This window comes from Streptomyces sp. NPDC059957, from assembly GCF_042730015.1.
In the GTDB taxonomy this organism is placed as follows: Bacteria; Actinomycetota; Actinomycetes; order Streptomycetales; family Streptomycetaceae; genus Streptomyces.
In genome coordinates this window covers 37,243-51,866 of sequence record NZ_JBHWMB010000062.1, presented here as the reverse complement: position 1 = coordinate 51,866, position 14,624 = coordinate 37,243, and the positions used below count along the sequence as shown (strand labels likewise).

Genomic DNA, 14,624 nt, shown 5'->3' with positions numbered 1-14,624 from the left:
CCGGACGGGACTTCGCCGTGGCCACGGTGGTCGCCGTCAGCGGCAGCGCGCCGCGCGGTCCGGGCGCCTCCCTGGCCGTCGATGCCGGGGGCACCGCGCTCGGCTCGCTCTCCGGCGGCTGCGTGGAATCGGCCGTGCACGAGCTGTGCCTGGAGGCGCTCGCCTCCGGGCACGGCGGCGTGCACCGCTTCGGATACAGCGACGACGACGCCTTCGCGGTGGGACTGACCTGCGGCGGAGTCCTCGACGTCCTGATCACCCCGGTGCGCCGGCACGACCCGGTGCGGCCCGTCATCGGCGCCGTGCTCGACGCGGCCTGCGCCGGTGCCCGCTCCGCGCTGGCCCGGGTGGTCTGCGGGCCGCCGGAACAGGCGGGCCGGGCCATCGCCGTACACGCCGACGGTTCCTACGAGGGCCGCCTCGGCGGGGGCGCCGAGCTGGACCGGGCCGCCGCCGAGCGGGTCCGGGGCTGGCTCGCGGCCGGCCGCACCGGCACCACCGACCTGGGCACCGCGGGCGGGCTCTGCGGGCAGCCCCTGACCCTCCTGGTCGAATCGGCCGCCGAGCCGCCCCGGCTGCTGGTCTACGGGGCCATCGACTTCGCCGCCGCCCTCACCCGGATCGGCGCCTTCCTGGGCTACCGGGTCACGGTCTGCGACGCCCGGCCCGTCTTCGTCACGGCCGCCCGCTTCCCCGAGGCCGCCGAGGTGGTCGTGGACTGGCCGCACCGGCACCTGGCCGCGGAATGGGAGGCGGGCCGCCTGGATCCCCGTACGGCGGTGTGCGTCCTGACCCACGACGCCAAGTTCGACGTCCCCCTGCTGACGCTCGCGCTGCGGCTGCCGCTCGGGTACGTGGGAGCCATGGGCTCGCGGCGCACTCACGAGGACCGGGCGCGGCGGCTGCGGGCGGAGGGCGTGGAGGCGGCCGCACTGGCCCGGCTGCGCTCACCGATCGGCCTGGACCTCGGCGGGGGAACCCCCGAGGAGACCGCGCTGGCCATCGCCGCCGAGTTCACGGCCGTCCGGTACGGAGGAACGATTCTTCCCCTGGCCCGGAACCACGGCCCCGTCCATCGCCGGGCGGCCCCGCCGGTACCCGGCCGGAGGACCAAGGTCCCGTAGGAAGCGACCATCCGGCCCCACATGTCATGGACGTTTCGCCGGGGCGGTGTGAACTCCAGGTCGTGTGAGAATGAAGTACGTGCGTTCCTCGACTGCCCTGTCGGGGTCACCTCCGAACGACTGGGATGTTCAGCACGTGCGTTTTCTCAATGACCTGAAGCCGCCGTACGACCTGACGTACGACGATGTGTTCATGGTGCCGAGCCGCTCCGCGGTCGGTTCCCGGCAGGGCGTCGACCTCTCCGCGCCTGACGGCACCGGCACCACCATTCCGCTGGTCGTGGCCAACATGACCGCCATCGCCGGCCGCCGGATGGCCGAGACGGTCGCCCGCCGCGGCGGCATCGTCGTCATCCCGCAGGACATCCCGATCGACGTCGTCACCGACGTGATCTCCTGGGTGAAGACCCGCCACCTCGTGCTCGACACCCCGATCACGCTGGCTCCCACCCAGACCGTCGCCGACGCGCTGTCGCTGCTGCCCAAGCGCGCGCACGGCGCCGGCGTCGTCGTCGACGCTGACGGCCGCCCGGTGGGCGTCGTCACCGACCACGACCTGACCGGCGTGGACCGCTTCACCCAGCTCTCCGAGGTCATGTCGAAGGAGCTCCTGCTCATCGACGCCGACATCGACCCCCGCGAGGCCTTCACCAAGCTCGACGCCGGCCACCGCAAGCTGGCCCCCGCCGTCGACAAGGACGGCAAGCTCGTCGGCATCCTCACCCGCAAGGCCGCACTGCGCGCGACCCTGTACACCCCCGCCACCGACGCCAACGGCAAGTTGCGCATCGCCGCCGCCGTCGGCATCAACGGCGACTTCGTGGCCAAGGCCAAGCAGCTGCTCGACGCGGGCGTGGACACGCTCGTCATCGACACCGCGCACGGCCACCAGGAATCGATGATCAGCGCGATCAAGGCCGTCCGCGCCCTCGACCCGCAGGTCCCGATCGTGGCCGGCAACATCGTCGCCGCCGAGGGCGTCAAGGACCTGATCGACGCCGGCGCCGACATCATCAAGGTCGGTGTGGGCCCGGGCGCCATGTGCACCACCCGCATGATGACCGGCGTGGGCCGCCCGCAGTTCTCCGCGGTGCTGGAGTGCGCGGCCGAGGCGAAGAAGCACGGCAAGCACGTGTGGGCCGACGGCGGCGTCCGTCACCCGCGCGACGTGGCGATGGCGCTGGCCGCCGGTGCGTCCAACGTCATGATCGGCTCCTGGTTCGCCGGTACGTACGAGTCCCCGGGCGACCTGCAGCAGTCGGCCGACGGCCGCCTGTACAAGGAGTCCTTCGGCATGGCCTCCGCGCGCGCGGTCCAGAACCGCACGTCGGAGGAGTCCTCCTACGACCGCGCCCGCAAGGGTCTCTTCGAGGAGGGCATCTCCACCTCGCGGATGTTCCTGGACCCGGCCCGTCCGGGCGTCGAGGACCTGATCGACTCGATCATCGCGGGCGTCCGCTCCTCCTGCACCTACGCCGGCGCGGCCTCGCTCGCCGAGTTCGAGGAGAAGGCCGTCGTCGGCATCCAGTCCGCCGCGGGCTACGCCGAGGGCAAGCCGCTGCACGCCAGCTGGAGCTAGTCGCACCGTCACCACTGCGCCGGGGTCCCCGTGGGGGCCCCGGCGCAGTGCTGTCCGGCCCCGGTCCGAGCCGTGCTCTAGCACGGGGGCACAGGATGTCCACCGCTCCTTCCCTTTGTTGCCGTGGAAAGGTCGGGCCAGGTGGACACATTCAGCCGGGACTTCGGACGGACCTCCGTCGTTCCTCCCGGGAAAGTGGTGCGGGAGGACGAGCACGGAACCGTCGCGGAGGCCATGCGCGAGGCGGCGGAGGCGGGCCGGGACATGACCGTCCGGGGAGCCGGCCGCTCGACCAACACCCAGACGCTGTCCCCCGGGGTCGTCATCGACAACTACCGCCCCGATGCCGTTCCGCGCTTCGTCGGGGACGAACACCTGGTGGAAGCCCCGAGCGGGATCACCTGGCTCGAACTGGAGAGGTGGCTGAACCGGCACGGCCGCTCCAACCCGGTCCTCCCGAGCTACCTCGACATCACGGTGGGGGGAAACCTCTCCATCGGAGGCTTCGGCCTCGCCTCCTGCCGCTCCGGACTGCAGAGCGACCAGGTGCACGAGATCGAGCTCGTCGACGGAACGGGCCGCTCGATGCGGTGTTCCGAGCGGGAGAACTCCGAGCTGTTCCGGTACGCCCTGGGCGGCCTGGGACAGGTGGGGTTCATCAAGAAGGTGGTCCTGAGGACGGTGCCGTACCAGCCCGTCACCCGCGCGGCCAGGGTCGAGCACACCGGACTGGCCGACCTCACGGAGTTCATGCTGAACGGCGTACAGGAGCCGTGGGTGTCGAGCTTCTTCGGCATGTACGACCGGGCGTCCTGGTACTCGCACGTATCGCTCACCGACGACGCACCCGCGCCCGCGGACCCGGCGCAGGAGTTCCTGGTCCCCGACTACATGCAGTTCAGCCACGGGGAAACCGCGAAGGCCCTCCACCACCTGCTCGAAGAGGACTCCCACGCGAACATGTGGGTCGACCACATCTTCGACGAGGACGGCTTCAAGCTCTTCACGAAGAAGGTGGAGGGGATGCTCGAGGAGTATCCGTTCTCCGAGACCCTGGTCGCCCTGTACTTCCTGGTGATCAAGCGCCCCGAATCCGCCACCCCCTTCGTCCTCGCACCCGTGGTGGACGCCCCCGTCCAGTACCTGATCGGCATCTTCACGGCAGCCGCAACCGCCGATTCCCGGGGGATCTCCGAGACGCGGCGCGTCCTGCGGGAGCTGCTGGAGGCCTGCGCGGAGGCCAAGGGCCGTCCGTACCTCTACGGCACCCACGATTTCGACACGGACCTGCTGGAGCGCTTCTACGGAGCCCCGGCCCTCCGGCGCCTCCGGGAACTGCGCGAGGAGCACGCGCTGACCCATTTCGCCCGCCGCGCCTTCGGAGAGGTCGCCCCGTAGCGGCCGTGCCCCGCCGCCGCCCGGCTCCCCCCGCCCGTCGGACCGACGGGCGGGGGCAGGTGTCCGGTGCCACGCTGGTCGTACTCGATCCGCGAAAGGCAGTCGTCATGATCACCACTGACTTCGTCCCCGGCTCCCCCTGCTGGCTCGACCTCGGCGCACCCGACGTCCCCGCCGCCGCGGCCTTCTACGGCGCCGTCCTCGGGTGGGACTACGAGCCCATGGGCGCGGGGGAGGACCCGGGTGAGGGCACGGGGGAGGACATGGAAGGCGGCATGTTCCGGAAGGACGGCAAGATCGTCGCCGGACTGGGCAAGCTCACCGAGGAGGGCGCCCGCCCGGCCTGGATGATCTACTACAGCGTCCCCGACGCCGAGGCCACGACCAGCGCCGTCCGCAGCGCCGGCGGCACCGTACGGGTGGAGCCGCGGGTGCTCGACGAGTGGGGCACGATGGCGCAGTACAGCGACCCGCTGGGGGGCCAGTTCGCCGTCTGGCAGCCCGGGGAGAACAAGGGCGTCGACCTCGTGGACCAGCCGGGCTCGCTGTCCTGGACCGAGCTGTACACGAGCGACGCCACGTCCGCCCGGGAGTTCTACGGGGGCGTCTTCGGCTGGCAGTTCAGCGATATGCAGATGCCGGGCGGCGGCGGTACGTACACCCTGATCACCCCCGCCGGGCTGCCCGAGGGGCGCATGCAGGGCGGCCTGATGGAGCTCTCCGCGGAGGACCTGGCCGTGGCCGGCGGAAGGCCGTACTGGCACCCGGTCTTCCACGTCACCGACTGCGACGCGGCGGTCGCCGAGGTCGCCGCGCGCGGCGGCAGCGTGCAGATGGGGCCCGTGGACGCCGAGGGCGTCGGCCGGCTGGCCGTCTGCCTCGACCCGTCGAACGCCGACTTCGTGGTGCTGACCCCGTCCCAGGACTGAACCCCGGCCACGGGCACGGCCACCGCCGGCCGTGAGCGCCGAAGGGGGCCACCGGCGATGTGCCGGTGGCCCCCTTCAGGTCGCGCGCAGGAGGGGCTACTGGTCCAGAAGGGCGAACAGGCCTTCCCAGCGGCTCACGATCCGGTCGGTCGAGTAGCGCTGGATGTTCTCGCGGGCAGCCTCGCCCATGCTGTCCCGCAGCTCCTTGTCCGCCAGCAACTTGCCGATCTGGCGGGCCAGTTCAGCGGTGTTGCCGGGTGACGCGAGCAGTCCGTCCCGGCCGTCGGTGATGATCTCCCGGACTCCGGGGGCGACGTCGAAGGCGACGCACGGCACGGCGGTGGCCATGGCCTCCATGGGAGCGAGCGGGAAGCCCTCGCCACGGGAACTCAGGACGAACACGGAACCGTCGCGCAGGGCGCCCGGGACGTCGCTGGTACGGCCCATCCACTCCACGGAGGATTCGATGCCCAGCGCCGCGCTCTGCTTGTGCAGCGCCTCCTGCTCCTCGCCCGCGCCGTAGATGCGCAGCGTCCAGTCCGCGTGGTCCGGTGCGACCTGGGCCCAGGCGTCGAGGAGCAGGTCGACCCCCTTCTCCTCGTGCAGCCGGCCGATGCTCACCACCGTCTTGGTCTCGCGGGCGGACGGCTCGTCCGGGAAGAACGGCAGGGGGTTGGGCATGAAGCCGACGTTGTCGAACCGCTGGCGTATCCAGAGGTCCGCGTCCTCGCGCGTGAGCGTGAGCATGCGGTCCACGTCCTTGTAGAGCCGCTTCACACGCTGGAAGCGCGAAGAGGCGCGGCAGGTCTCGAAGGACTCGTGGCTCATGCCGATCACGGTGAGCCCGGCGGTGTCGGCGAGCGCCACCCATTCCATGGCCCACACCTGGGTGACGATGACGATCCCACCGGGGCGGGCGGCCCGGAACAGTTCCGTCAGCTTCGCGGCCTGCTCGCGCATGCCGGCGTCACGGGCGGCCTGCCGGCGCTGCTCGGCGAGGTTCAGCTTGCCCTTGAGCCCGCGAAGGGCCTTGGGGCTCGGAGGGTGCGCGTCGTAGAGCGTGGTGGTCCGGTACGGCAGGTTGTCGCCGAGTTCCTGGCTGCGCCCCGCGGGCGGCGGGGTGACGCCCAGGACGTGGACCCGGTGGCCCCGTCCGCTGAAGAGGCGGGCCATCTGGTGGGACCAGCTGGTGATGCCACCCAGCTCGTTCACGCTGTTGGAGACGAAGAAGATGTCCCGGGTCGTGGCTGCGGTCTGCTGGGTCATTAACGCCTCCAGTGCGCGAAGAACTGATCGATGATGCTCTGGCTGGCATTGCCCTGGTCGTACTCGCCGAACCGCGCGCCGAACTGCTCCCGCTTCGAGGCGTACTCGGATGCCTGGGCGTCCAGGGACCTCACCGCTTCGTGGAACTCGTCCTCGGTGTTGAACACCGGACCGGGCGCGTGCTCCAGCAGGTCGAAGTAGGTGCCGCGGTCCTCGTGGACGTACGCCTCGTAGTCGTACGTGAAGAAGAGCATCGGCCGGTCGAGCAGCGCGTAGTCGAACATCACGGAGGAGTAGTCCGTGATCATCGCGTCGGCCAGGTTCAGCAGGGGCGTCACATCGTGGTGCGCGGAGACGTCGATGACCCGGCCGCGCACGGTGGGGGGCAGGACCACGTGGTTGAGGTAGTGCGCCCGGACGAGGAGCACGAAGCGGTCACCGAACTCGTCGGCGAAGCGCTCCACGTCGAAGGGCAGCTCGAAGTGGGCCTGCCGGCCTCCTGCCTTGCGGAAGGTGGGGGCGTACAGCAGGACCTTCTTGTCGGCGGGGATGCCCAGCTCGGCCGCGAGCGGGCCCCGCTCGCGCGCTGCGCCGTCGGCCTCGCGCTGACGGGCCTGCGCCAGCGCGTCGTTGCGCGGATAGCCCACCCGCAGCAGGGCCTTCTCCGGCAGGCGGAAGGCCTTGGCCAGGGTCTGGACGTCGTGCTCGGACCTGATCAGGAACCGGTCGAAGCGGTCCAGGCCGGCCTGCTGTGCGTCCTGCCGGGCTCGTGTGGCGGCCTTGAGCTCGGGCAGGTCGAAGCCCATGCGCTTGAGCGCCGAGCCGTGCCAGGTCTGGATGTAGGTGGTCTCGGGGCGCTTCGTCAGCTTGAGCGGGAAGCTCTGGTTGTCCACCCAGAACTCGGCCTGCGCGAGTGCCTTGAGGTAGGGCAGCGACCAGGCGCGCACCAGGGTGGCGTCCTTGGGGAACCCCTTCGGGCTGCCGCGGTAGGACCAGATCGCTTCGAATTCGAGGCCCTGGCGCCGCATCTCCTCGTAGATGGCGCGCGGGCTGTCGCTGTACTGCCGGCCGATCATGCTTTCGAAGACGACCGTGCGCTTCTTGATGGGCAGGCGGCTGAAGACCTCGTGGTACAGACGGAGCTTGGTCTCGGTGGACGTGAGGGTCTTGCGCACCGACTTCGCCTTGCGGTACCCCGACTTGGCCAGGGCTCCCGGCTTGCCCCGCACACCGCGCTCGATCAGTTCGAGGACGCGCTCGTTCGTCTGGTTCTCGGTGACGAGGCGGAAGGCGAGGTGCCCCTTCGCGGAGGCGTGGGGCTCCAGGTGATCGGCCACCATGCGGGTCAGGCGGGGGCGTACGGGCAGCACGCCGCCGGACAGGTCGACGTCGCCCACGGTGAGCCGGGTCGTCGTACGGGCACCGTTCACGTCCATGGAGAGGCGCAGGTCCCAGACGGTGTCGATGATCCCCAGGGGGCGCAGGTCCTTGGTGAGGTCCGCCTCCGCTTCCCAGTGGACCGAATCGCCGTCGTGCCGCATGACCTGCACGGGGAACGCGAAGGACTGCAGGCTGCGGCGCCGGGCGCTGAACAGCAGCTCGCCCTCGAGGCGGGCGCCCGCCGCGATCACGCCCAGGGGGTTGGTGATGCGGCCGGTCATCCGGATCGTGGTGCCGTCGGCGGTGAGGCCGGTGAGCTCGTTGCGCAGGAACATCTGGCCGATCGGCTTCTGGTGGTAGCCGAGGTCGGTCACGTCCAGGACACTGCGGGCGAAGTCGTCGTCGAGGTACTCGTCGCACCAGTAGATCCGGCCCTCGTGCTCGGCCAGGGGGGAGGAGATCTTGACGCGGTTCGTGAGGCTGTCGACCGCCGGGATCAGGCGCTCCCAGTCGCCCTGGCTGAGCAGATAGGCGCAGATGGCCTGGATGGGCAGGACCTTCTCGTAGGCGGCCGGGGCGATGCCCTTGAGGTACTCCTGGGAGTGCTTGGCGAACTCCAGGCGGTAGGCCTCGTCGCGGAACGGCAGGTCCCGCAGGTGCAGCACCAGGTCGTGCTTGAGGAACTTGACGTCCTTGGCGAGCTTGAGGTCGTCCAGCCCGTGCCGTTCCAGCAGCGCGTCGATACGGCGGTGGATCTCCAGCCGGTGGATGTAGTTGGCCATCTCGTGCCGGCTGTTGGTCACCGACTTCTCAGCGGCCTGCTCGTGCACGTGCCAGAAGTAGACCTGGTTGGGGACCAGCGTGATGCGCTTGGCCGCCAGGTACGCGTCGGCGATGAACATCAGGTCCTCGTAGAGCATCCCCTTGGGGAAGCGCAGGTCGTTCTCGAGGAGGAAGTCACGGCGGTAGCACTTGTTCGTCGACAGGGTGTCCCAGACGAACAGGTCGGGGAACTCGGTGACGGATTCCAGCGTGCGCGTGGCCGAGTAGATCCACGAGTACCACTCGTCGCGCTTCTGGTTCCGGGTGTCCTTGTGCAGCCGGACGCACAGTCCGGACACGATGTCGGACCCGGTCTCCTCCGCCGACTCGAACAGGTTCCTGCAGGCGTTGCGCTCCAGGACGTCGTCGCTGTCGAGGAACATGACGTACCGGCCCGTGGCGTGCTGGATGCCGACGTTGCGGGGCTCGCCGCCGGCGCCGCTGTTCTCCGGGAGCTGGAAGGCGCGGACCTTCCCGGGGTGCGCTGCGGCCAGCTCCTGGGCTACCTCGAACGAGCGGTCGGAACTGCAGTCGTCGACGATCACGACCTCGACGCTCTGCAGCGTCTGCTCCAGTACGGACTGGACCGCAGCCGGCAGCCGGTCGGCATCGTTGAAAACGATCACGACCACGGATATGTCCGGCACAGCAACCTCAACCTTCTCCTCGACGGCATTGCCTCAAACATATCTCCCTATGAGTCACACTATGGTCACAGGCGGGGAGTGTCGGCGGCTGGCGATGCGCGATGGCAATTCTGGGCAAGTCGGTTCGTTAGGGAAACGTGATGGGGCAGCCGCTCCATGGCCCGTCGGCTCGGACCTGCTCAGAGGCGGGCTGCCCCGGCTCCGGGAGTACGGGTGCCTTGATCGTCCCGGGGGTCCGGCCCCGCGTGCGCGCTCGGCCCCGCGTAGCAGTGACAGTCGGGGCGGTGCGCCATGGAGTCGAAGTAGTCCACACCGCACGCGCAGTCCGGCGGGTCCGTGAGGTACATGTCCTTGGTGTACAAGGTCTCTCCTGCGGTCGGGGCGAGGTCATGGCCCGCTGTCCCCGGGCCATGACGACAGGAACCTCTCAGCGACGGTGGACCCGGTCGATGCCGTACCACTTCGAGACGCAGGCGGAGACCCAGTCCCGCTTGTAGTTCTTGGTGTAGAAGGGCTCGGCCAGGTTCCCGATGGGCAGGGGGCGGTACCCGACGTCGGAGGAACCCTGTCGGGCTTCCTTCTGGATGCGGGCGTTCTGGGCGTCCCAGGCCACCGACCGGGTGACCGTGGTGGTGGTGAGCTTCTGGACGCTCGGGACGAGCACGGCCATCGAGGCCAGGACCACGGCGCCCGCGGCCACGACGGCGACCGGCACGAACCGGGTCGTGGCCGTCCGGCTCGCGAGGAGCCGGCCGGCCCACTGCCCGAGCAGGGCCCCGTAGAGGCAGAGCGCCAGCACCATCGGGACCAGGTAGTTCGTCCAGGTCCGGGCGTAGGTCCAGCCGGTCGGGCCGTAGCCGCTGCGCAGGCCCGCCGCCACGGCGAACGAACCCAGCACCACCACGAGCACCGGGAGCACCCACAGGGCGATCCGCGTCAGCCGCGGAACGGTGCGCAGGCCCTCCGGCAGAGCGGAAGCGGAAGCGGAGGTGCGCATACCGACCGCGAGGCCGATCAGGACGCCGACGGCGGCGGCACCGAGATAGGCCCACTGGCCGGTCACGGAGTCCCACATCAGCTGCCAGTCGTGGAGGGTGGCCCGCATGCCCTCCGGGGTGAGCAGGGACTCCTTGGACGGATTCTGGGCGCGGCGCCAGCGGGCACCGGGGGAGGTGTAGAGGAAGAGCAGGCCGCTGAGGAGTCCGAAGCACCAGACCGTGCACCAGGTGAAGGGGCGCCAGGTCCGCGCGAGCCCGAAGCGGGGCACTGCCAGCAGTCCGGCGCCGGCCCCGAGGAGACCGGTGACCAGCGTGAACGGCTCGCTCAGGGTGCCGAGCGCGGCGGCGATGAGGAACGTCGCCACGAACCCGGCCGTCCGGGCGCGGCCGCTGGGCCGGCGGACGGTCCATATGCCGAGCAGGAGGGCCCACACCCCGATGACGCTGGGAATGGTGTGGGAAATGGTGGCCGGGGCCCACAGCAGCGCCTGGTAGCTGCGGGTTCCGGCGAAGTAGAGGAGGGCCTGGAGGACCAGGGCGGCGGCGATCAGGAGCAGCAGCCGCGGCTTGGCGCCGAGGAACCGCATGAACTGGCTGCCGAGCAGGACCAGGCCGAGCGTGAAGGTGACGGCGATGACGGTCGGCAGGATCTTGGCGCCCACCAGTCCGTCGCCGTAGATGACGCCGCTCAGGAAGGCGTTGGCCACCCGGCCGTTCTGCGTCATGTAGAAGTCGGACGTGATGCCGAAGACCCCCATGTCGCGGGCTTTCCAGGCGGCGCACCAGTCGTCCGAGGTGGGCCGCACGTAGAGCCCGAGGAAGCACCCGACGGCGACCATGGCCCCGGATACGGCCACGAGGATGCCGGAGGTGCCGATCATGAGCCCGCGGGCGAACGCGCGAAGATCGCCGCTCCGGCCCGCCGCAGGGGATGCGCCGGGGGAATCCGCCCGGAGGCTTTCCTCCCCCTCGAACCCGCGCTCGGCTCCGGCTTCCCCTGTCCCCTGGGGCACGTCAGTCCTCATTCACCAAATCCTTCACAGTGGCGCCGGTCGGGCCGTCGGCCGATCGCGCCCGCCGTGACGGTCAGCGCAGGGTGGGCCCGGTCGCATCGATGTGCACGGTGCGCGCCCACCGGCATCCGGAGGCTGCGCGGGACCTGTGAGCCTCCGTCCACACCATGGAACTTACTCCATATGAGTGAGCGAGACCCCATTGGGCCCTTCCGCCGCCGGGCCTCGGGCCTGCCCCGGAGGGCTCCGCCCGTCCCGTCCGCGACGGGTGCAAAGACGGGTGCAAATGGGTGCGAAGGGACGGCCCCGGGACCGGCGGCGGCCACGGGGGAGCCGTCACGGTCGGTGACGAAAGTCTCCTCGGCGGATCCTCGGGCGATCGCCGTCGCGGTCAGCGCCGGGGGAAGCGGCCGGGCGGCGTCGAGCTGTGGACGCCCGCGCGGTACTTGGGGATCCGCACGGTGATCTTCATGCCCGCGCCCACGCCCGTCTCGATGACGAGCCCGTGGCCGTCTCCGTAGACCTGGCGCAGCCGCTCGTCCACGTTGGTCAGCCCGATGCCCGGGGAGGAGCCCGCGTGCTCCCCGGCCAGGATCCGGCGCAGCAGGGCCGGATCCATGCCGACGCCGTTGTCCTCGATGGTGATCAGCGCCTCCGAGCCGGCGTCCCGGGCCGCGATGGTGATCTTGCACTCCTCGGTGGAGTCCTCCAGCCCGTGCTTGACCGCGTTCTCCACCAGCGGCTGCAGGCACAGGAACGGCAGCGCCACCGGCAGCACCTCGGGCGCCACCTGCAAGGTCAGCTTGAGCCGCTCCCCGAACCGGGCCCCGGCCAGCGCCAGGTACTGCTCGATGGACCGCAGCTCCTCGGCCAGGGTGGTGAACTCCCCGTGCCGCCGGAAGGAGTAGCGGGTGAAGTCCGCGAACTCCAGCAGCAGGTCCCGCGCCCGCTCCGGATCGGTGCGCACGAACGAGGCGATCGCGGCGAGGGAGTTGAAGATGAAGTGCGGGGATATCTGCGCGCGCAGCGCCTTGATCTCGGCCTCCATCAACCGGGTCCGCGAACGGTCCAGCTCGGACAGCTCCAGCTGTACGGACACCCAGCGCGCGACCTCGGTGGCGGCCCGCACCAGCACCGCCGACTCCCGCGAGCCGTAGGCCACCAGCGCACCCAGCATCCCGTCCTCGCCGGTCAGCGGGGCCACCACGGCCCACTTGAGGGGGCAGTCGGGCCGCTCGCACTCGGTGCGCACGCTCTGGCTGCGCCCCGAGTCCAGCATCACCGCGACCCGGGCCATCACCCGGTGCTCGTGGTGGTCGGCGCCCGGGCCGTCCCAGGCGAGGACGTGTCCGCGGTCCGTCAGGCACAGGGCCTCGGTGCCGAGGAGGGAGCGCAGGCGCCGGGCGGCCTTGCGGGCGGCGTCCTCGGTGAGGCCGGCGCGCAGCGGGGGAGCGGCGAGGGAGGCGGTGTGCAGGGTGTGGAAGGTCGCCCGTTCGACGGGGGTGCCGAGGTCGAGGCCGAGGGCGCGCTCGCCCCGCCGGGCCTGCCGACGCCCGCCGATCCAGCCGAGCCCGAGCAGCAGTGCCCCGCCGGCCGCGCCGAGTACCGAGAGCAGTGCTCCGGTCACAGAGCATCGCCCTTTCCAGGGGGCGCGGCGGAGCCGACCCGGCCCGCTCCCGTACCCGTACCCGTACCCGTTCCCGCACCCGCGGCCCCGCCGCCCCTGGCTCCGCCGGCCGCGGGGGCCGACTCCGCCACGTCCTCCGGCAGGTGCAGCCGGGCCAGCGTCGCCGCCGTGCCAGGCGGGATCCGCCCGCGCGTGGCCAGCGACACCGCCACCATCGTCAGGAACCCCAGCGGGACCGACCACACCGCCGGCCACGCCAGCAGCGTGTTCGCCCACCCCGACGGAGCCAGCCCGGCCCGCGTCGCCAGCACCGCGCCAAGCGCCGCCCCGCCCCCCGTCACCAGTCCGGCCACCGCCCCCGGGGGCGTCAGCCCGCGCCACCAGATCCCCAGCACCAGCAGCGGACAGAACGAGGACGCCGACACCGCGAAGGCCAGCCCCACCGCGTCCGCCACCGGCACCTCCGTCACCAGCGCGCTCCCGGCCAGCGGCACCAGGATCGCCACCAGCACCGCGACCCGGAAACTGCGCACCCCGCGCGAAGGCAGCACGTCCTGGTGCAGGACGCCCGCCACCGCCATCGTCAGCCCCGAAGCCGTGGACAGGAACGCCGCGAACGCGCCGCCCGCCAGCAGCGCCCCCAGCAGTTCCCCGGCGAGCCCCCCGACCATCCGGGCCGGGAGCACGAGCACCACCGCGTCCGCCTCCCCGGTGAGGGCCAGCTCCGGGGTGTAGATCCGGCCCAGCGTCCCGTACACCGGTGGCAGCAGGTAGAAGGCGCCGACCAGGCCGAGCACCACCAGCGTGGTGCGCCGCGCCGCCCGCCCGTTCGGGCTCGTGTAGAAGCGGACCGCCACGTGCGGCAGCCCCATGGTCCCGAGGAAGGTGGCCAGGATCAGCCCGTACGTCGCGTACAGCCGCAGCTCCGGCCGGTCCCCGGACAGAGGCTCCGACCAGCTGGAGACGCCCGGTCCCGCCTCCGCCCGGCTCTGCGGCACCGCGGAGTGCGGGGCGAACTCCAGCCGCGCCTGCGCCCGTACGGAATGCTGTCCGGCGCCGAGGGTCACGGACTGCCCGGCGTACGCGTGCCCGTCAACCTGCCCGGTCACCGTCACCGTCAGCGGCTCGTCCAGGGACAGCCGTACGTCCTCGGCCAGCGTGACGGCCGTGTGCTCGCGGAACACCGCCGGGGCGTCGAAGGAGGCGCGCGGGGCTCCGTCCCCCGCCCAGGCCGCCAGCAGGAAGAACGCGGGCACCAGCAGGGCGGTCAGCTTGAGCCAGTACTGGAAGGCCTGCACGAAGGTGATGGACCGCATCCCGCCGGCCGCCACCGCCGCCGTCACCACACAGGCGACGACCACCCCGCCCACCCAGTGCGGGGCCCCGGTCAGGATCTCCAGGGTCAGCCCCGCACCCTGGAGCTGCGGCAACAGGTACAGCCAGCCGACGCCGAGCACGAACAGCACCGCGATCCGGCGAACCGCCTGCGATTCGAGCCTGGCCTCGGCGAAATCGGGCAGCGTGTACGCGCCCGAGCGCCGCAGCGGGGCCGCGACCAGCACCAGCAGCACCAGGTACCCGGCGGTGTAGCCCACCGGGTACCAGAGCATCTGCGGCCCCTGGAGCAGCACCAGCCCGGCCACACCGAGGAACGAGGCCGCCGAGAGGTACTCGCCGCCGATGGCCGCCGCGTTGAGGCGCGGGCCGACCGTGCGCGAAGCCACGTAGAAGTCCGAGGTGGTCCGGGATATCCGCAGGCCCAGCGCGCCGACCAGCACCGTGACCAGGACGACGACGGCGACCGCGGTCAGCGCGTACGTCTGGTTCACCGGGGGGTCCTT

Annotated in this window: 10 protein-coding genes; 4 read left to right on the top strand and 6 right to left on the bottom strand. The window is 71.3% G+C overall.

The features are described 5' to 3' along the window. The 4 genes from ACFWBW_RS31765 to ACFWBW_RS31750 form a co-directional block, all read left to right on the top strand. Positions 1-1,124: XdhC family protein (locus tag ACFWBW_RS31765; RefSeq protein ID WP_385379830.1), on the top strand; the 1,124-nt coding region annotated here is incomplete at its 5' end. A 70-nt stretch (positions 1,125-1,194) separates the two neighbouring features. Further along, a complete protein-coding gene (locus ACFWBW_RS31760) occupies positions 1,195-2,703 on the top strand; it encodes a GuaB1 family IMP dehydrogenase-related protein (protein ID WP_266910514.1) in 1,509 nt (502 codons plus the stop codon). A 141-nt stretch (positions 2,704-2,844) separates the two neighbouring features. Beyond that, entirely contained in the window at positions 2,845-4,101 is a 1,257-nt protein-coding gene (locus ACFWBW_RS31755) for an FAD-binding protein (protein WP_385379827.1), read from the top strand. A 107-nt stretch (positions 4,102-4,208) separates the two neighbouring features. Further along, the gene (locus ACFWBW_RS31750; RefSeq protein ID WP_385379824.1) at positions 4,209-5,030 is read left to right on the top strand and encodes a VOC family protein; all 822 of its coding nucleotides are present in this window, start codon (positions 4,209-4,211) and stop codon (positions 5,028-5,030) included. Between the two features lie 96 nt (positions 5,031-5,126). Here the strand turns inward: ACFWBW_RS31750 and ACFWBW_RS31745 are convergent, their stop codons facing one another. The 6 genes from ACFWBW_RS31745 to ACFWBW_RS31720 form a co-directional block, all read right to left on the bottom strand. Further along, positions 5,127-6,296, bottom strand: coding sequence for a glycosyltransferase (locus ACFWBW_RS31745; RefSeq protein WP_385379821.1), 1,170 nt, complete (start codon positions 6,294-6,296; stop codon positions 5,127-5,129). Beyond that, the gene (locus ACFWBW_RS31740) at positions 6,296-9,145 is read right to left on the bottom strand and encodes a CDP-glycerol glycerophosphotransferase family protein (RefSeq protein WP_385379818.1); all 2,850 of its coding nucleotides are present in this window, start codon (positions 9,143-9,145) and stop codon (positions 6,296-6,298) included. Before ACFWBW_RS31740 ends, ACFWBW_RS31745 begins: the two co-directional genes overlap by 1 nt. Positions 9,146-9,324: 179 nt before the next feature. Continuing rightward, positions 9,325-9,507 (bottom strand): hypothetical protein, encoded by a 183-nt coding sequence (locus tag ACFWBW_RS31735; RefSeq protein ID WP_385379815.1) that lies wholly within the window; start codon positions 9,505-9,507, stop codon positions 9,325-9,327. Between the two features lie 65 nt (positions 9,508-9,572). After that, positions 9,573-11,168, bottom strand: a complete 1,596-nt coding sequence (locus tag ACFWBW_RS31730; protein ID WP_385379812.1) for a DUF6056 family protein — start codon at positions 11,166-11,168, stop codon at positions 9,573-9,575. Between the two features lie 379 nt (positions 11,169-11,547). Further along, positions 11,548-12,783, bottom strand: a complete 1,236-nt coding sequence (locus tag ACFWBW_RS31725) for a sensor histidine kinase (RefSeq protein WP_385379809.1) — start codon at positions 12,781-12,783, stop codon at positions 11,548-11,550. Next, positions 12,780-14,612: a cation acetate symporter gene (locus ACFWBW_RS31720; RefSeq protein ID WP_385379806.1), complete on the bottom strand. Its 1,833-nt coding sequence runs from the start codon at positions 14,610-14,612 to the stop codon at positions 12,780-12,782. The genes ACFWBW_RS31725 and ACFWBW_RS31720 overlap by 4 nt, the downstream gene beginning before the upstream one ends. Positions 14,613-14,624 lie beyond the last annotated feature (12 nt).

Excerpts from the sequence above, each read along its gene's own strand:
- ACFWBW_RS31760 (WP_266910514.1), top strand. The coding sequence starts at position 1,195 with ATGAAGTACGTGCGTTCCTCGACTGCCCTGTCGGGGTCACCTCCGAAC.
- ACFWBW_RS31750 (WP_385379824.1), top strand. The coding sequence starts at position 4,209 with ATGATCACCACTGACTTCGTCCCCGGCTCCCCCTGCTGGCTCGACCTC.
- ACFWBW_RS31745 (WP_385379821.1), bottom strand. The coding sequence starts at position 6,296 with ATGACCCAGCAGACCGCAGCCACGACCCGGGACATCTTCTTCGTCTCC.
- ACFWBW_RS31730 (WP_385379812.1), bottom strand. The coding sequence starts at position 11,168 with ATGAGGACTGACGTGCCCCAGGGGACAGGGGAAGCCGGAGCCGAGCGC.